Below are 16,802 nucleotides of genomic sequence, written 5' to 3' on the forward strand. Positions count from 1 at the left end.
CCGTGCTCCGGAAAGGAGACGAGCCGTGCCCCTCGCGACCACCGGTGAACTGGTCACCCGCGCCGCCGAAACCCGCTCCGCCGTCGCCGCGTTCAACATCATCACCCTGGAACACGTCGAGGCCGTCATCGCCGGCGCCGAGTCCACCGGCGCCCCCGTGATCCTGCAAGTCAGCGAGAACGCCGTGAAGTTCCGCTACGGGCGTCTCCTGCCGCTGGCCCGCGCGGCCGTCGCCGCCGCCGAACGCGCCGACGTCCCCGTCGCACTGCACCTCGACCACGTCCAGAGCGACGACCTGTTGCGCCAGGCGCCCGGCGCCGGGTTCGGCTCGGTGATGTACGACGCCGCCCACCTGCCCTACGCCGACAACCTCGCCGCGACCCGGGCGGCCGCCGACTGGGCGCACTCCCAGCACCTGTGGATCGAGGCCGAGCTGGGACAGATCGGCGGCAAGGACGGCCGGCCCCCGCTGGACGCCCACGCGCCCGGGGCGCGCACCGACCCCGCCCAGGCGGGCGACTTCGTCACCGGCACCGGGGTCGACGCGCTCGCCGTGGCCATCGGCAGCGCCCACGCGATGACCACCCGCACCGCGGCCCTGGACCACGCCCTGCTCGGGAGGCTGTCCACCGCGCTGTCCGTACCCCTGGTCCTGCACGGCTCCTCCGGCGTGCCGGACCACGGCCTGGTGGCCGCGGTCGCGGGCGGCATCGCCAAGGTCAACGTCGGCACCGCCCTGAATGCGGCCATGACCGGCGCGATCAGGGACTTCCTGGCCGCCCACCCGGAAGCCGTCGACTCCCGCAAGTACCTGCACGTGGGCAGGGACGCGATGGCCCGGGAGGTGGCCCGGATCATCGGGATCCTGGCCGGCGGCCGGGCCGCACCCCCCGCGGATCAGGCGGTCAGCCCCGCTTGACCGCCTTCAGCACCACGAACTTCGGGTCGCTCGCCACCAGCCGGCTGTTGCCGAACAGCCGCTTCAGCTTGACGTGGTAGCCCAGATGCCGGTTGCCGATCACCCACAGCTCGCCGCCGGGGCGAAGCGCCCGCTTCGCCCCGGTGAACATCCGCCAGGCCGTCGCGTCGGTGGTCGCCTGGTGGGAGTGGAACGGCGGGTTGTTCAGCACGAGGTCGACACTGCCCGGCGCCACCCCGGCCAGCCCGTCCCCGACCCGGAACTCCGCGTGCCCGGGGACCCCGTTGGCCTTGTACGTCGCCTCGGCGGAGGCCACGGCCTGGAACGACTCGTCCACGAACAGCACTTCCGCCTCCGGATCGGCCAGCGCCATCGCCGTACCGACCACACCGTTGCCGCAGCCGAGGTCCGCCACCCGCCCGGCGCCCCGCCCGGCCGGCAGGTGCCGCAGGAAGAACCGGGTGCCGATGTCGAGCCGGTCGGCGCAGAAGACCCCCGCGTGGTTCACGACCGGACGCCCGGAGACCGCACCGACATCGTCGGGAAGGTCGTAGCCGTACGGCCACGGGCTGGCGGGCCGCTCCAGTGCGGGGTCCGGGGAGCAGAGGATCAGCCGGGCCTTCTGCCGGGCCAGTGAGGTCCGGGTCGGCCCGAGGATGCGCTCGAACAGACCCAGCGTGGAGGTGTGGATCTCCTTCACCATCCCGGTGCCGACCACGACCGTGCCCGCGTGCACGGCGGGCGCGAGCCGCAGCAGCTGGTCCTCCAGCAGGGCCAGGCTCTTCGGCACCCGCACGAGCAGCACGTCCACCCGCTCCGGCGGCGGGTCCTGGGTGGTGAGCAGCCGCACGGCACCGGGTTCGACGCCCGCCCGGGCCAGGTTCGCCCGGGTCGCCTCCTGGCTGAGGAACGAGTCGGTGATCTGCGTCGGCTGGTGCCGGGCGAGCGCCGTGACCAGCGCGCCCCAGCGGTCGCCGACCACCACGACCGTGCCCGTCAGCGGCACCCCCTCCTCGGCCAGGTGCCGCAGCAGGTACGCGTCGGAGGCGTCCCAGGCGCGCAGCGGGTCGCGGGGGTCCGCGGGGAAGCGGGACAGGTCGAACTCGCCCCATGGCGTCGTCATACGGTCGTTCATCGCGCTCCAGGCTAGCCGAGCCGCAGCTCACGACCGTTCGTGCAGGATGGAGGGCATGGATGGCATGGATGCCGAGCTGTTCGCCAGGGAGCCGACGCGGGTCGCGCCGGGCGCCGTGCACGTCCCCGGCTGGCTGGCCGCCGAGCGGCAGCGCGCGCTGCTCACCGCCTGCCGCGAGTGGGCCCGGCCCCCGGCCGGCCTGCGCACCGTCCGCACTCCCGGGGGCGGCACGATGAGCGCCCGGCAGGTCTGCCTGGGCCGGCACTGGTACCCGTACGGCTACGCGCCCACCGCCGTCGACGGCGACGGCGCACCCGTGAAGCCGTTCCCGGCCTGGCTGGACGAGCTGGCCCGGGACGCCGTGACCGACGCGCTCGGCACACGGGCGCTCCCGGCGGAGCCGTACGACATCGCCCTGATCAACTTCTACGACGGCGACGCCCGCATGGGCATGCACCGCGACAGCGACGAGCGGTCGGACGCGCCGGTGGTGTCGCTCAGTCTCGGCGACACCTGTGTCTTCCGGTTCGGCAACACCGAGACCCGCACCAGGCCGTACACGGACGTCGAACTGCGCAGCGGCGACCTGTTCGTGTTCGGCGGGCCGTCCCGCCTCGCCTTCCACGGGGTGCCGCGCGTGCGTCCGGGCACGGCGCCGCCGGAACTGGGGCTGTCCGGGAGGCTGAACATCACCCTGCGGGTCGGCGGTCAGTAGATCCGGGGCAGGCACCGACGGCTGCGGATCATGGGAGACTCCCCTCATGACCGGCAAGGCGGACCCCCGTAAGGCGGGGGAAGGGACCACCTCGAGGGCGCGGCTGGACCGGGGGCGCGGTGCGCTCGGACCCGCGCTGGAGCTCGTGCACACGGGGCGGGCGCCGACCCGGGCCGTGCTCACCGCCGAACTCGGGGTCACCCGCGCGACCGCCGGGGCGGTGGCGGCCGAACTGGAGGCGCTCGGGCTGATCCGGGTGGACGCCCGGCCGGGCGCGGCTGCCGGTTCCCAGGGGCGCCCCTCGCACCGTCTCGAGGTCGCCGAGGACGGCCCGGTGGTACTCGCCGCGCAGGTCCACGCCGACGGCTTCCGCGCGGCGCTGGTGGGCCTCGGCGGGCGGATCGTGGCGACGGCGCCCGGCTGCGAGACCGTCGACGCGGATCCCGCGAAGGTACTCGGCTCGGTCGTCGAGGCGGGCGCCGAACTCCTGCGCACCACCGGCCGCCGCTGCGTGGGCGCCGGACTCGCCGTGCCCTCCGCCGTCGCCGAACCCGACGGCCTGGCCCTCAACCCGCTCCACCTGGCCTGGCCGGTGGGCGCACCGGTCCGCCGGATCTTCGCCGAGTGCGTGCGCGCCGCCGGCATCACCGGCCCCGCCTTCGCGGCCAACGACGTCAACCTAGCCGCGCTCGCCGAGCACCGGCACGGCGCCGGCCGGGGCGCCCGGGACCTGCTGTGCGTGGCCACCGGGCACCGGGGCGTGGGCGGCGCCCTGGTCCTCGACGGCCGCCTGCACACCGGCAGTTCGGGGCTCGCCCTGGAGGTCGGGCACCTCACCGTCAACCCGGAGGGCCGCCCCTGCCACTGCGGCAGCCGCGGCTGCCTCGACGTCGAGACGGACCCGCTGGCCCTGCTCGTCGAGGCGGGCCGCGAGCCCGGCCCGGAGGTCTCCCTGCTCCAGCAGGCCAACGACATGCTGCGTGACCAGTACACCGACCCGGCCGTGCGCACCGCCGGCGAGGCCCTGATCGACCGCCTCGGACTGGGCCTGGCCGGCCTGGTCAACATCCTCAACCCCGACCGCATCATCCTCGGCGGCCTGCACCGCACCCTGCTCGACGCCGACCCCGGACGCCTGCGCGCGGTGGTCGCCGACCGCAGTCTGTGGGGGCAGAGCGGCGGCGTCCCCGTCCTGGCCTGCACCCTGGACCACAACAGCCTGGTCGGCGCGGCCGAGCTGGCCTGGCAGCCGGTGCTGGACGATCCGCTGGCGGCGCTGTGACGGGGGCCGGCGGGGTGGAGTTGATGGACGCCCCGCGCATCCGGCTCGTAGAGACCACCGCGCCCGAGCTGTCACCGGAGCACCGGTCGGCCATGGACCGCCGGTGGGAGCAGGCGGTTCGGGCCAATCCGGCGCTCTTCGACGGTCCGGTCGCCGCGCTGACGGGCCTGGAGCGGGACGGGCGGGACGGTCTGGTGCTGTCGTGGGCCCGGGCCACCTACCGGTACCGCGCGCTGCGCGGAGTACCGGACGCGCCGGTGTGCTCCTCCCTCTTCGTCTCCGTGGTGCAGCCGTCCGGCGAAGGGCGCCTGATGGTGGGGCGGATGGCCGCCTCGACCGCGGCGCCGGGCCGCTGGCAGCTCCCCGACGGGACCGTCGAACCACCGGACGAGGGAGCCGAGCTGGACGTCGACGGGCTGCGCCGGCACGCGGCCCGCGAGCTGTCCGAGGAGACCGGCTCCGACACCTCGGCCGAGGCCCTGACCCTGTGGCTGACCACCCGGGGCGCGGGAGGCGGCGTCGGCGTCATGTTCCTCGCCCCCCGTGCCCCGGCCGGGAACTGCGTGAGCGGTACGCGCGGCTGGTGCGCACGGAGACGGGCGAGGGCCGCGAGCCCGAGTTCGACCGGATCGAACTGATCCGCCCGCCGGCCGGTCTGGACGGGCTGGAAGGACCGCACGTCGACTACCTGGAACCGGTCCTCAGCCGTTACGCGGACGCCGCGGCCTGAGCCGCGGGAACCGGCTCGGCGGCAGCGCCCCGGCCGCCGTGGGTGACAGGCCCTGGGTGCCGGCTGGCGTCCGGGGCCGGGGCCTGGCGGTGAGTTCCACGCCGCGGTCGGGGCGGACCTGCCCCGGGCCTCGCCGCACGGCACGCGGTACGTGCAGTCGTACGAGCAGAAGCGGGCCGGGCCGGCCGCCGCAAGCGCGGCGGTCCCGCGGCGGTCGCGCGTCTGAAGTGCCATGGGCGTCTCGTCTCCTCGGGTCGCGGACCGGCGGTGTCGCGCCTCCCGTCCTCCGGGCGGGCCCCCGCAGGACCGCCTGCGGGGGACGGAGATCCGCACGATCGGGCCGCGGCGGCGCCCGGTGGGGCGTACGGCGTCTCCTTCGCGTACTCCCGTGGAGGTACACGCACTGCCGCCGGCCGCACGACGACCCGGACCCCCCTCCGGAGGGAGTCTCCTGACATCACCCGATGACCCGAGACGACGACGGAGACGAACGAGATGCAGACCCTGGCGAACTGGGACGGCGGGCCCGGCCCGTGGATCCTCTTCCTCCCCCTGATCTGGGCGGCCGCCGTGATCGGTGCCCTCACCTTCCTGCGACGCACCGGCCGGTGGGGGAGGGGACCGTGGCGGCCGGTGGACGGTGGCCGCCCGGCGGCCGACGCGCCGCTCGCGGTACTCGGCCGCCGCTTCGCCTCCGGCGAGATCGACGAGGACGAGTACTGGCGCCGGTTGTCCGTCCTTGAGGAGCACTTCGGCCGCAGGGACGGTGCGGCGTGACGACCACGACGGCGGCGGTGCGCCCCGCCACGCGCGGCCTCTACGGTACGGACGGCGGCTTTCCCGCCGGCCGGGACGTGCTCGGCGCGCTCGCCGCGAAGTGAGGGGCCGGGCGGTGCGCGGCGGGACCGGGAACCCGCTTCGGGTCCCGTCGCGGCGTCCCGTCATGGCACACGGGCGGGCGGTCGTCGCGGCCCGCCCCGTCCGTACGTCGTCGTGGCGTCACCGCCCGGTCAGCCGGGAACGGCCGACCGGGCGGGAGCGGATGCCACGGCCGAGGCATGCGCCACGGCAGGGGCGGGAGCCGCGGCGACCGGTGTGGGCGCGGCGGTGACCGGCGTGGTCGCCACCGGGGCCGGCCGCGCCTCGGTGAGCCTGGGCGCGGGCCGCCGCCCGGACGCGGGTCGCGGCGAGGGAGCCGGCTGCCGGACCGCCGTCGACGGCGCGGGCAGGGTGAACCACACGACCTTGCCGTCGTCGCCCTCGGGGCGCGCCCCCCAGCTCTCGCTCATCGCCGCCACCATCGCGAGCCCACGCCCGCAGGTGGCCAGCGGGAGGAGGTCCGGCGCCTCGACGGCGTCGGCGACCACGGGGAGGCGTGGATCGTGGTCGCGCACCGAGACCGTGAGCCGTTCGGCCAGCAGTTCAAGCTCGACGGTGCACGACTTGTCGGGCCGGGCGTGCCGGTGGACGTTGCTGAGCAGCTCGGTCACACCGAGCGCGGCCCGGTCGATCAACGGGTCCATATGCCAGTAGCGCAACTGCGCAGATACGATTCTGCGGACCTGGCCGATCCGCGACGGCAGGGCTTGGAGCTCCACCGTGCAGTGCCTGCTTGAGTGACTGATCACGGCTGCGACTCCCCGATGTGAGGTCCGGAGGAACCGGAGGAAACACGGAGAACAAACGGATCCAGCAGGGTGCTTGCGTCCAAACGTCCGCCTGCTGTGAGGGCCGGCGGGCTGGTTCGCAGCGTTATCGCCGGTAAACCCAGAGTGACGTGAGAACAGCGTGACGCAGCGGATGCGCTCCCGCAACTCGCCACCGTCGGTTGCCGGTCAGCCACCGCGCCCGGCCGCGCGGCGCACCGCTTCGATGAACCGCCGTGCCGCGGGCGGCCCCGGCTCGCCCGGAGCGGGGTCGTGCTCCCCCAGCGTCAGCGAGTAGCGCTGGCCGTTGAGGTCCGCGTGTGCCCGGTCCTCCGGGGCGAACCACGGCCTGGAGGCGCGCACCGCCTGCACCGGCGCGCTGTCGATCTCGCTGCCGTAGCTGGTGAGCAACTCGACCCGGCCGTCGCTGATCCGGACCTGCCCGGCCCGGGTGAGCGAACGCAGCCGTTTGCCGATCCGCACGCCCTTGGCCGTGAACTCCGGCTCCGCCATGTCCTGCCGCCCCCTTGTGCGCGTCCTTCGCCGCGATGCCGGACCGCGTGGGTCCGGACCCGGCCCGTGTCCGGTCGTACCGGTCCGGGTCGACGCGGTGCCGTGATCCAGTGTGCGCCGCTGTCCGGGACGATCGTCCCGTCCGGTGCAGTCTGCCCCGGCGGGGTCGGGAGCACCAGTGCGCAAGGGGCGCGCGCGAGGGGCGCCCGGAGTACTCGCGCCAATGCGCCCCGGGGCGCCTCGCACTGCTGTGCCCCAGCGTCCCTTTGAGAGGCCCAAAGATGCGTTTATGCAGGTGAGAATAGGTGTGGAAGGTGCCTATGATGCGAAGTGCCGGCCGCTCGAGGTGCCGTCGGCGCTCAGCGTAAGGAGCCCCGCCGTGAGCACCACCCCACAGATCCGGACCGGCGCCACCCTCGACGTCGACCGCAGCGACACCGCCTATCGCGACTGGCTGAAAGACGCCGTCCGCAAGGTCCAGGCCGACGCCAACCGCTCCGCGGACACGCACCTGCTGCGCTTCCCGCTGCCCGAGCGGTGGGGCATCGACCTGTATCTGAAGGACGAGTCGACGCACATCACCGGCAGCCTCAAGCACCGGCTCGCCCGCTCCCTGTTCCTCTACGGCCTGTGCAATGGCTGGATCCGGCCGGGCCGCCCGGTGATCGAGGCGTCCAGCGGCTCCACGGCTGTCTCCGAGGCGTACTTCGCCAAGCTGATCGGCGTGCCCTTCATCGCGGTCATGCCACGCACGACGAGCGCCGAGAAGTGCCGTCTGATCGAGTTCCACGGCGGACAGTGCCACTTCGTGGACGACTCCCGGAAGATGTACGAGGAGTCCGCCCGCCTCGCGGTGGAGACCGGCGGCCACTACATGGACCAGTTCACCTACGCCGAGCGGGCCACGGACTGGCGCGGCAACAACAACATCGCCGAATCCATCTTCCGCCAGCTGGAGTTGGAGCGTTTCCCGGAGCCCGCCTGGATCGTCGCCACGGCAGGCACCGGCGGTACCTCGGCGACCCTCGCGCGCTACGTGCACTACATGCAGTACGACACGCGCATCTGTGTCGCCGACCCGGACAACTCCTGTTTCTTCGAGGGCTGGACCACCGGCGATCCGGACGTCACCTGTGACTGCGGCTCCCGGATCGAGGGCATCGGCCGGCCGCGCATGGAGCCGAGCTTCGTGCCCGGCGCGATCGACCGGATGATGAAGGTCCCGGACGCGGCCAGCGTGGCCTCCGTACGCGCCCTCGAACGCGCCATCGGCCGCAAGGCGGGCGGCTCGACGGGGACCGGCCTGTGGAGCGCGCTGAAGATCGTCTCCGAGATGGTGGCCGAGGGCCGCACCGGCAGCGTCGTCACCCTGCTGTGCGACCCCGGGGACCGCTACCTGGACAAGTACTACTCCGACTCCTGGCTCGAGGAGCAGGGCCTGGACATCGCCCCGTACACGGCCGCCATCGAGTCGCTGCTGGCCACGGGCGTGTGGCCGGGCTGAGGGCCCGCCGACGCACCGTCAGCCGTCAGATGTCCTCGTCGTCCTCGGTCTCGCCCGCCACCACCAGCCGGTGCAGATGCTCGGCGATCTCCGTACGTGCCTCGGCGGGCAGACCCGCGTCGGTGACCAGCGTGTCCACCTGCGCCAGCCCGGCGAACGAACTCAGGCCCACCGTCCCCCACTTGGTGTGGTCGGCCACCACCACGACCCGGCGCGCCGACTGCACGAGCCGGCGGTTCGTCTCGGCCTCGGCGAGGTTCGGCGTGGACAGTCCGGCCTCCACCGATATCCCGTGCACACCGAGGAAGAGCAGATCGAAGTGGAGCGCGGCGATCGCCTGGTCGGCCACCGGGCCCACCAGCGAGTCGGACGGGGTGCGCACCCCGCCGGTCAGCACCACCGTCGCCGCGCCCTGCCGCTGCCCCGACGTGCGCTGCGCCGCGTGGAAGACGTCGGCGACCCGCACCGAGTTCGTCACCACGGTCAGGTCGGGCACCTCCAGCAGGTGCTGCGCGAGCGCGTAGGTCGTCGTCCCGCCGGACAGGGCGATCGCCGTGCCCGGAGCGACCAGCCGGGCGGCGGACCGCGCGATGTCCTCCTTGGCGGTCAGCTCCAGAGCCGACTTGGCCTCGAAACCGGGCTCGTGCGTGCTCGCCTCGACCACCGGGACCGCGCCGCCGTGCACCTTCTCCAGCATGCCCTGGCGGGCCAGCGCGTCCAGATCGCGCCGCACGGTCATGTCGGACACACCGAGCTTGCGGGTCAGTTCGTTGACCCGGACGCCGCCCCGGCGCCGGACCTCGTCCAGGATCAGGGCGCGGCGCTGCTCCGCGAGGAGGTTCTGATTCTCACTCACGTACGCTCCGGTCCCTTCGCCGCGATCCGTCGTCCGACCCGCCCGCCGCACCGGCTCCGACCTGGAGGTCCAGCGGTCCCCGGTGTACGGGCGTTCCATCTTTTCACGGGACGGCGGCGGACGCGCCACCGCCTTTCCCGACGCGCACATGCCATTACGGCCGAGAACCGGCGCCGGGGAGCCGGGCCGCTGTCACACGGATCGGGGAGATTGCGTGACGAGAGGTGTACGCGGGCCCGGAAACGGAGAACCTGAAGCCGGCGTGGACAGGCGTCCAGCAGGCGCGTCACGGGGGAAGTGCTGACAGTGGAACGTGCGCAGGAACGCAATCCCGGGCCGGAGACGGACGGCTCCGCCTTACGGCCCGCACCGGCCGGTGCCGAGCTGGAACTCCTGGTGCACGGCGTCGGCGGCACCACACCCGAGAAGATGCTCGACGACCCGCGCACCGTGCGGATCACCGGCGACGACACGGCCGCGATCTTCCGGCGCGCCTCCGACGCCGGGGAGCCCGTGGCCGTGGACGGACCCCGCGGCGAACCGGTCCGGGAGGCGTACGTCTGGTGCAACCTCACCTCCGGTGACGGCACCCGGGCCCTGTGGCTCCTGCTGCTGCCCTTCATGGTGGTCAACCTCGCCCACTGGATGCGGCCCGCCGCCCACGGACGCAGGCGCACCGTCCGGCTCTACGGCCTTCTCGTGCGGCTGGCCGCGCTCACCCTGACCGTGCTGTTCACGGCCACCGCCTGCGAGGTCGCGCTCGACCTGGTCGCCTGGCAGTGCGCGGGCGTCGCGGACTGCGCCCGCCGCCACACCTGGCTGGGCTTCCTCTCCCCGGCCGTGGCCGGGAACGCCTGGTGGACCCAGCCGGGCCGCCGCCTCGCGCTCGCCGCGCTGATCCCGGCCGCGCTGACCGCCCTGCTCTGGTACCTCTCGCACCGCACCTGGAACGCCTACGAGTCGCACCAGCCGATGTCCCGCGATCCCGAGCCGGAGACCGACGCGAGCGCCCTGGCCCGGCCCGGCTTCTGGTACGGGCGCCGCCTGGTGGCCCGGCTGCGCGCCGCCCACACCGCGGCCGGCCTGCTCACGGTCGCCGCCGCCGTCGCCACGCCCACGGCCCGCTTCGACCACCGTCCCGGCGGGCCGGCCGCCCTGGACATGCTCGGCTGGCTCCTCGCCGCGGCCCTGCTGGGCTGCGCGGCGGCCGTGGTGGCCGTCGTCTGCCGCCGCGGCCGCAGCGAGCGGTGCCCCGACCACAGGCTCGACCGCCACCTCGTACGGCGCCTTCCGCTCGGCGCCCTCGTCCTGCTGCTGCTCACCCTCGTCCACGCCGGCTGGTCCCGTCCCGGCTGGCGGTCCGCCGGTCAGCTGCCCGGTGACGCCGCCTTCGGCGCACTCATGCTGACCCAGGGACTGCTCGTCGTCGTCCTCGCCGCCGTCGCCCACGACCTGTACCGCCGTCGGCCCGACCCGCGCGCCGCGGGACGCGGCCTCGGCGGGCCGGCGGTGGCGCTGCTCGCCTGCGCGCTGGGCGGTGTCATGTCCGGCGGCATCGCGCAGCGCGTCGCCGACTGGCTGGACGGCACCCGCGCCCTCCTCGACGGGCCGCCGGTACTGCTGACCTGGCAGGCCTCCGTCATCCCGCCGCTGCTCGCGCTGCTGCTGCTCCTCGCCGCCCACCTGGCCCGGCGCACCACCCGCCTCGCCCGCGCCGAGCGCGACCGGGTACGCCACGAGCATTCGGGCGAGCCCGAGGACCCCTCCCGCACCCGCCGCATCGCCCATGCGCGGGCCATGGCCACCCTCACCGACCGTGCACCGCTGGTCCTCGGCGTGCTCTGCGCCACCACCCTGCTGCTGGGCGCCGCCGCGCTGGCGGGCGCCCTGGCCACCGGCGAGCCACCCGAAGGGGCGGCCCGGCGGACGTACGACGTCGTCCAGGCGGTTGCCGAGACCTCGCAGGCGCTGGGCTCCTGGCTGGTCGGCATAGGGTTCCTGCTGTTCGTCACCTGGGGCCGGCGCGCCTACCGGGACGCCTCCGCCCGGCGCACCATCGGCATCCTCTGGGACGTCGGCACCTTCTGGCCGCGCGCCGCCCACCCCTTCGCCCCGCCCTGCTACGCCGAGCGCGCGGTGCCGGACCTGACGTGGCGGATGGCGACCTGGACCGCGCGCACCGGTGGCCGGCTGGTCCTTTCCGGCCACTCCCAGGGCAGTGTGCTGGCCGCGTCCGCCGCCTGGCAGCTCAGCCCCTCGGCCCGCAAACGGGTGGCCCTGCTCACCTACGGCTCCCCGCTGGAGCGTCTCTACGGCCGGTGGTTCCCGGCCCACTTCGGCCCGTCCGCGCTGGCCGCCCTGCACCGGGACGTCGCCTGCTGGCGCAACCTCCACCGCCCCACCGACCCCATCGGCGGCCCGGTCCGTCTCCCCGGCGACTGCGGCCCCGAGGTCGACCACGAGCCGTTGCGCGACCCCCTCGCCTACGGCCGCACCCCCGAGCACCCGCTCCCCGCCCCGATCCTGGGCCACTCCGACTACCAGGCCGATCCGGCCTTCGCCCGCGAACGGGCCCGTCTCCTGGCCCGCCTGCGCCCCGACCTGCCCGCCCAGCGCCCGGAACGCCCGCGACCGTGACGCTCCCCGCCCTGTGCTCCGGTCAGGGCAGCTCGGGCAGGTCCTCGCCGTACAGCAGGGTCAGGTCGTCGGTGCTGGGGTCCGCGAGCTGGGCGACACGGCTCGCGTGCCGTTCCACCATCGCCTCGAACGTCTGACGCGCGGTACGGCCGTTGCCGAAAGCGGCGCCCTTCGGGATCACCGTGAAGTACTTCAGCAGCGCCTCCGACGCGCCCGGAGTCAGCCGGTACTCGTGCTCGTCGGCCTGCTGCTCCACGATCCTGAGCAGCTCTTCGGGGCCGTAGTCACCGAAGGTGATGGTCCGTGAGAAGCGTGATGCCACCCCGGGGTTGACGGAGAGGAAGCGCTCCATCTCGGCCGTGTAGCCGGCGACGATCACCACGACCGAGTCCCGGTGGTCCTCCATCAGTTTGACCAGCGTGTCGATGGCCTCCTTGCCGAAGTCGCGCCCGGCGTCCTCGGGGGACAGCGCGTATGCCTCGTCGATGAACAGGACGCCGCCGTGCGCCCGCTGGAAGGCCTCCTGGGTGCGGATCGCCGTCGAGCCGATGTGCTCACCGACCAGGTCCACCCGGGACACCTCGACCAGATGGCCCTTCTCCAGCACCCCGAGGGAGGCGAGGATCTCGCCGTACAGCCGCGCCACCGTCGTCTTGCCCGTGCCGGGGGAGCCGGTGAAGACCAGATGCCGTTTGACCGAGGCCGCCTTCAGGCCCGCCTGCTGCCGGCGCCGGCCCACCTCGATCATGTCGGTCAGCGCCCTGACCTCCCGCTTGACGCTCTCCAGGCCCACCAGCGCGTCCAGTTCACCGAGCACGGCCGTCGAGGACCGGGCCGGCTGCTCCGGCCCGACCGCGGCGACGGCCGGTTCCGCGTCCAGGGCGCGCTGGCCGGGGATCGCTCCGAGCAGCCCCGCGGAGGAGGACGCCGACTGCTCGGCCGTCTCGCGCGGTGCCGGCGGCCGGAGACCGCCGCTCTCGTCGCTGGTGCAGTCCTCCACCACCGGACCCGTCCCGGAGCCCGTGTCCGGCCCGGCGGCGTCCGCGAACTCGTAGCCACCGCGCGCGCACCGCTCGGTACGGCACTTGCGCAGCGTCGTGCGGCACCCGTCGATCACGTGGAAGCCGTAGCCGCCGCTGCCGCTGACCCGGCAGTTCACGAAGGTGCCCCGGCCGCCCGCCGACACGTAGAACCCCGCCTCGGCGGGGGAGTCGACCGTGCACCGCTCGACGGTGGGGTCGGCGCCCTTGGTGACGATCACACCGGTCTGGGTGCCGTCCACGGTGCAGTTGGCGAGGTTGCCGCCGCTGCCGTGGTCGCGGAACCAGGCGCCGGTGGCCGCGTCCCGGATCCGGCAGTCGTCGAGCTGCGCGGTCGCGCCGTCGCTCACCGACACCGCCGTGTTGCGCACCTGGTACAGATCGCTGTCCACGACGTCCGCGCGCGAGCCGCGGTCCAGCACGAACAGTGCGTCCGGTACATCGTGCACCCGGCAGGCGTCGAGTACCGCGGTGGCACCGTCGCTCACCCACACCGCCGGATAGTCACCGGTGCTGTCGAAGATCTCGCACTGGTTGGCGTCGACCCGGGTGCCCGGGTCCCACACCGACAGGCCGTTGCGGCCGAACTGACGGACCGTCGTCCGGGTCAGCGTGAGCACCGAGCGGGAGCGCAGGTCGATCGCGTTCTCCGGGACGTCGTGGATCCGGCAGTCGGCGAGCGTGAGCACCGCGTCCGTGTCCAGCGTGACGCCGTCGGCCGTGGTGCGGTGCAGATCGCAGTCGGTGAGATGGGCCGTGGCCCGCCCGGTGATCTGCACCCCGGAGCCCCGGACCTCGTACACCTCGCAACCGACCGCCTCCAGCGCCGAGTTCTCCCCGATCGCGGTCAGTCCGTTGCCGGCGGCGTGGTGCACCCGGCAGCGCTCCAGCCGGGGACGGGCCCCGCCGTGGACCGAGACCCCCGCCTGACCCGCCGCGACGACCTCGCACTCCTCGAACACCCCGCCCGCGCCGTCGAGTACGGCGATACCGATGCCGGCCGGGTTGTCGACGGTGCAGCGGCGCACGGTCGGGCGCGCCCCGCCGCGCACCTCGATGCCCGCGGCGGACCGGGTGACGATCCGCACGTCCCTCAGCTCGGGCGTGCCCTCCTCCACCAGCAGGGCGGGCGCCGCCGCGTCCTGGCCCTCCACGTGCAGGTCCTGCACGACCGCCGAGGCGCGCACGGTCAGCGGTACACCGTCCGCAGGCGCGATCCGCACCGAGCCGGGGGCGCCCTCGGGACCCCGCAGGGTCACCGGCCTCCGCACGACCAGGTTCTCCCGGTAGGTGCCGGGAGCGATGGTGAGGATGTCGCCGTCGGCGGCGGCCTCCAGGGCTGCGGCGAGCGAAGCGTACTCACCCGTGCGGCGACGCCACCGCGAAGTACCGCTGTGCGTCACCTGGACCGTGCCCTGTGCCATGGCGTTGCCGTGCCCCCACCTCGTAGTACGCGGGTTTTGGTGCCGAATGCGAGTCGGCCGGTCCACCGTAGCGTGCGCGCGGGTGGTGGGATGACCAGAGCCGGAAGGCCGTCAGCTGCCGGTGCCCGCCTTGCCCCAGTCCGGACCCGCCCGATCCCAGGCGTGGTCCCAACGCGCGTACCGGCGGCGGACCATGCGCCACACGATCAGCCGCCTGCCGCACTCGACCAGGCCCGCGGTCAGCAACGCGGCCCCCAGACCGGCGAGTACGGCGTGCGTCGTCGCCGTGGGGGAGTCCAGCGGGCGTGTCGTCACCCGGCCGTCCCGGTCCGTCCAGAGCCCGAAGCGGTCGCCCGGATGCGGCGATCTGAGCTTCGCCAGGGCCGGTCCGCGCCGGTGGCCGCCGTCGGGTGCCGTCCAGTCGGCGAGGACCCGGCTGTGGGCGTCCCCCACGGCGCTGGTGTCGGGGTCGGTCTCGACCGGGGCGCCGCCGATTCTTCGCACCACGGTCGCCGAGACGAGGTGGCGTTCGTGCTGCTGCTCCCGCGCGGAGCGCTGCAGGGAGTCCTGAGCCGTCACCCCGACCAGGGTGCCGGTCACCGGCGCGGCCACGGCGATCAGCACCAGTGCCACGAGGGCCACCCAGGCCTCGGTCAGATCGGTCGCACGGCGCAGCGGATTCCGCCGCCAGCGCCACAGGCCTCTGATGGCCCGCACGTCCCCCACCCCCTTCCGCTCCTCGGCGGTCCCCCGAGGAGCCGCCCACCCCCGGGCCCGGGCGCCGGGAGCGAGTGACCTCACTCCCGGGCCGGGCCGTTCACGCATTGCTCATGGTGTCCCAACGACCGGGCCCCGCGCCGGGGTTCCCAGGAGTCACGACAACACCCGTACCGGGTCACCCACCCGGACCGTGCCGGTCGCGAGCGGCACCAGGTTCTGGCCGAACAGCAGCCGGCCGCCGACCCTGCGGTGCCGGGCCAGGGTGTGCAGGGGTTCGCGGCCGCGCCGGGCGGTGCCCTGGTCGGTCGTGGTCACCACGCAGCGCGCACAGGGCTTGGCGACCCGGAAGGCCACCTCGCCGATGACGAGGCCGGACCAGTCGTCCTCCGCCCATGGCTCGGTGCCCTCGACGACCACGCCGGGCCGGAAGCGGTCCATCGGCAGCGGACCCTCGGCGGCGTGGTCGCCCCGCGCGATCAGTTCGTTCAGGGCGTCGAGGGAGGCGACCGTGGTGACCAGCAGGGGATAGCCGTCGGCGAAGCTCACCGTCTCGCCCGGCCGCGCGTACTCGGGATCCAGCGGGCGGCGGGAGGCCGGATCGTCCATGTGGACCAGCCGGACACCGGCGCCGAGATGGCCGGAACACCACGTATGAGCGGTGCCGGACGCCGGGACCGCCGCCACCTTCGTGCCGAAGACGTTCACCGGCACCGTGGCGGCCGGTTCCGGGACCGCGACCTCCAGCGGTTCACGTCCGGGCGCCGACAGGCGAATGCCGCCACCGGGCAAGGGCTCGGCGGCGGCAAGCGCGAGACGCGGCTGCTCGCGTTGTGTGACGACCTTTCCCCCGTCGTCGATCAGTGTCCAGCGCCGGTCCCCGGCCAGCCCCCAGGGCTCCACCGCGGCCTCCCGGGGCGAGACACCCCGGAACGCCTTGACCGGATGGACGTGGATCGACCGCACTCGTGCGTTCCCCATGCGGCCATCGTGCCAGGTGGCAGTGGCAGCCGGGGCCGCGGGTCAGTAGCCGCGGTACTGCTGGTTGTTGTACGGGTCCTGGTACGGAGCCGCCGCGGGCCGCGGGGCGGCGGGGCGCATCGCCTCGTACCCCGTCCCGCCGGCCATCGGGCGCTGCTGCTGCGGCGCCTGCGGGCCCGGGTAACCGCGGGGCGCGCTCGCCTGCTGCGGGATGTACGCCGTGGGCGCCTGCTGCAGCGGGGCGGGCTGCGGCATCTGCGGGTAGCCGTAGGAGGGGGCCTGGTACGACGGGCCGGCCGGGAGGGCCGGCAGCGCCGAGGGCAGCGCGGGCAGGTTGCTGCCCGTGTCGTACGCGGCGGGTACCCGGATCGGGGCGATCTGCGGGGTACCCCGCTCGGCCACGAGGGAGTCGTAGATCGGGGTGTCCGGGAAGGAGGCGGAGTAGTAGCCGCCGCCATAAGTGGAGCGGGGGGAGGTCATGGCCATAAGTTAAGCCCACGATGTGCTGGTTGGGGAGACCGATAAGAGGGTTGTTTTCCGTGTCGGCAGTGACGCGGGATCCCCAATACGAGCGAACTCGGCAAAAATGGACGCCGATCAGGGTTTGGATCGTGTAAAAGCCGAGCTCCTGACGGGTTACCGGCGGTTGACCGGCGATCTTCACCGGTCTTCCCGCGCCCCTCATGTGCGTTCGCCGCCCCCG

General features: G+C 74.1%; 16 protein-coding genes. 8 read left to right on the forward strand and 8 right to left on the reverse strand.

The window, feature by feature from the left end; genetic code table 11:
- The first annotated feature begins 25 nt into the window (after nucleotides 1-25).
- Nucleotides 26-919: a class II fructose-bisphosphate aldolase gene (locus tag ACZ6B1_RS14275; RefSeq protein ID WP_468778066.1), complete on the forward strand. Its 894-nt coding sequence runs from the start codon at nucleotides 26-28 to the stop codon at nucleotides 917-919.
- Here the strand turns inward: ACZ6B1_RS14275 and ACZ6B1_RS14280 are convergent.
- A complete protein-coding gene (locus ACZ6B1_RS14280) occupies nucleotides 906-2,042 on the reverse strand; it encodes a methyltransferase (protein WP_468778560.1) in 1,137 nt (378 codons plus the stop codon). The genes ACZ6B1_RS14275 and ACZ6B1_RS14280 overlap by 14 nt on opposite strands.
- 76 nt (nucleotides 2,043-2,118) lie before the next feature.
- Between ACZ6B1_RS14280 and ACZ6B1_RS14285 the strand changes: the two genes are divergently transcribed.
- The 5 genes from ACZ6B1_RS14285 to ACZ6B1_RS14305 all read left to right on the forward strand — a co-directional run bounded on the left by ACZ6B1_RS14285 (nucleotide 2,119) and on the right by ACZ6B1_RS14305 (nucleotide 5,558).
- Nucleotides 2,119-2,769, forward strand: a complete 651-nt coding sequence (locus tag ACZ6B1_RS14285; protein ID WP_468778562.1) for an alpha-ketoglutarate-dependent dioxygenase AlkB family protein — start codon at nucleotides 2,119-2,121, stop codon at nucleotides 2,767-2,769.
- Between the two features lie 46 nt (nucleotides 2,770-2,815).
- Nucleotides 2,816-4,051 carry an ROK family protein gene (locus ACZ6B1_RS14290; protein WP_468778068.1) on the forward strand — a complete coding sequence of 412 codons (1,236 nt, stop codon included), beginning with the start codon at nucleotides 2,816-2,818 and terminating at the stop codon, nucleotides 4,049-4,051.
- A gap of 23 nt (nucleotides 4,052-4,074) precedes the next feature.
- Complete coding sequence (locus ACZ6B1_RS14295) at nucleotides 4,075-4,689, forward strand: NUDIX hydrolase (protein WP_468778071.1); 615 nt, start codon at nucleotides 4,075-4,077, stop codon at nucleotides 4,687-4,689.
- Nucleotides 4,635-4,781 (forward strand): hypothetical protein, encoded by a 147-nt coding sequence (locus ACZ6B1_RS14300; RefSeq protein WP_468778073.1) that lies wholly within the window; start codon nucleotides 4,635-4,637, stop codon nucleotides 4,779-4,781. Before ACZ6B1_RS14295 ends, ACZ6B1_RS14300 begins: the two co-directional genes overlap by 55 nt.
- 495 nt (nucleotides 4,782-5,276) lie before the next feature.
- Nucleotides 5,277-5,558, forward strand: a complete 282-nt coding sequence (locus tag ACZ6B1_RS14305; RefSeq protein ID WP_468778075.1) for an SHOCT domain-containing protein — start codon at nucleotides 5,277-5,279, stop codon at nucleotides 5,556-5,558.
- Nucleotides 5,559-5,791: 233 nt separating this feature from the next.
- Here ACZ6B1_RS14305 and ACZ6B1_RS14310 read toward each other — a convergent pair whose 3' ends face one another.
- Both ACZ6B1_RS14310 and ACZ6B1_RS14315 read right to left on the reverse strand, forming a co-directional pair.
- A complete protein-coding gene (locus ACZ6B1_RS14310) occupies nucleotides 5,792-6,409 on the reverse strand; it encodes an ATP-binding protein (protein ID WP_468778078.1) in 618 nt (205 codons plus the stop codon).
- Nucleotides 6,410-6,616: 207 nt separating this feature from the next.
- On the reverse strand, nucleotides 6,617-6,940 hold the full coding sequence (locus tag ACZ6B1_RS14315; RefSeq protein ID WP_468778080.1) for a hypothetical protein: 324 nt from the start codon (nucleotides 6,938-6,940) through the stop codon (nucleotides 6,617-6,619).
- A gap of 379 nt (nucleotides 6,941-7,319) precedes the next feature.
- On the opposite strand from ACZ6B1_RS14315, the gene ACZ6B1_RS14320 reads away from it, so the two are divergent.
- Nucleotides 7,320-8,444 (forward strand): PLP-dependent cysteine synthase family protein, encoded by a 1,125-nt coding sequence (locus ACZ6B1_RS14320; RefSeq protein WP_468778081.1) that lies wholly within the window; start codon nucleotides 7,320-7,322, stop codon nucleotides 8,442-8,444.
- A gap of 25 nt (nucleotides 8,445-8,469) precedes the next feature.
- On the opposite strand, the gene ACZ6B1_RS14325 is transcribed toward ACZ6B1_RS14320, so the two are convergent.
- Nucleotides 8,470-9,300: a DeoR/GlpR family DNA-binding transcription regulator gene (locus ACZ6B1_RS14325; RefSeq protein WP_468778083.1), complete on the reverse strand. Its 831-nt coding sequence runs from the start codon at nucleotides 9,298-9,300 to the stop codon at nucleotides 8,470-8,472.
- A 306-nt stretch (nucleotides 9,301-9,606) separates the two neighbouring features.
- On the opposite strand from ACZ6B1_RS14325, the gene ACZ6B1_RS14330 reads away from it, so the two are divergent.
- Nucleotides 9,607-11,937: a hypothetical protein gene (locus tag ACZ6B1_RS14330; RefSeq protein WP_468778085.1), complete on the forward strand. Its 2,331-nt coding sequence runs from the start codon at nucleotides 9,607-9,609 to the stop codon at nucleotides 11,935-11,937.
- A gap of 22 nt (nucleotides 11,938-11,959) precedes the next feature.
- On the opposite strand, the gene ACZ6B1_RS14335 is transcribed toward ACZ6B1_RS14330, so the two are convergent.
- From ACZ6B1_RS14335 to ACZ6B1_RS14350, 4 genes are all read right to left on the reverse strand, one after another.
- Entirely contained in the window at nucleotides 11,960-14,401 is a 2,442-nt protein-coding gene (locus ACZ6B1_RS14335) for a right-handed parallel beta-helix repeat-containing protein (RefSeq protein WP_468778087.1), read from the reverse strand.
- Nucleotides 14,402-14,512: 111 nt separating this feature from the next.
- The gene (locus ACZ6B1_RS14340; RefSeq protein WP_468778089.1) at nucleotides 14,513-15,118 is read right to left on the reverse strand and encodes an Rv1733c family protein; all 606 of its coding nucleotides are present in this window, start codon (nucleotides 15,116-15,118) and stop codon (nucleotides 14,513-14,515) included.
- A 156-nt stretch (nucleotides 15,119-15,274) separates the two neighbouring features.
- Nucleotides 15,275-16,099, reverse strand: coding sequence for an MOSC domain-containing protein (locus ACZ6B1_RS14345; protein WP_468778091.1), 825 nt, complete (start codon nucleotides 16,097-16,099; stop codon nucleotides 15,275-15,277).
- Nucleotides 16,100-16,141: 42 nt separating this feature from the next.
- Nucleotides 16,142-16,579: a DUF6643 family protein gene (locus tag ACZ6B1_RS14350; RefSeq protein WP_468778093.1), complete on the reverse strand. Its 438-nt coding sequence runs from the start codon at nucleotides 16,577-16,579 to the stop codon at nucleotides 16,142-16,144.
- Nucleotides 16,580-16,802: the final 223 nt, after the last annotated feature.

It is taken from the genome of Streptomyces sp. NPDC041129 (assembly GCF_055592265.1).

Excerpts from the sequence above, each read along its gene's own strand:
- ACZ6B1_RS14280 (WP_468778560.1), bottom strand. The coding sequence starts at position 2,042 with ATGACGACGCCATGGGGCGAGTTCGACCTGTCCCGCTTCCCCGCGGAC.
- ACZ6B1_RS14285 (WP_468778562.1), top strand. The coding sequence starts at position 2,119 with ATGGATGCCGAGCTGTTCGCCAGGGAGCCGACGCGGGTCGCGCCGGGC.
- ACZ6B1_RS14290 (WP_468778068.1), top strand. The coding sequence starts at position 2,816 with ATGACCGGCAAGGCGGACCCCCGTAAGGCGGGGGAAGGGACCACCTCG.
- ACZ6B1_RS14295 (WP_468778071.1), top strand. The coding sequence starts at position 4,075 with ATGGACGCCCCGCGCATCCGGCTCGTAGAGACCACCGCGCCCGAGCTG.
- ACZ6B1_RS14305 (WP_468778075.1), top strand. The coding sequence starts at position 5,277 with ATGCAGACCCTGGCGAACTGGGACGGCGGGCCCGGCCCGTGGATCCTC.
- ACZ6B1_RS14315 (WP_468778080.1), bottom strand. The coding sequence starts at position 6,940 with ATGGCGGAGCCGGAGTTCACGGCCAAGGGCGTGCGGATCGGCAAACGG.
- ACZ6B1_RS14335 (WP_468778087.1), bottom strand. The coding sequence starts at position 14,401 with ATGGCACAGGGCACGGTCCAGGTGACGCACAGCGGTACTTCGCGGTGG.
- ACZ6B1_RS14345 (WP_468778091.1), bottom strand. The coding sequence starts at position 16,099 with ATGGGGAACGCACGAGTGCGGTCGATCCACGTCCATCCGGTCAAGGCG.
- ACZ6B1_RS14350 (WP_468778093.1), bottom strand. The coding sequence starts at position 16,579 with ATGACCTCCCCCCGCTCCACTTATGGCGGCGGCTACTACTCCGCCTCC.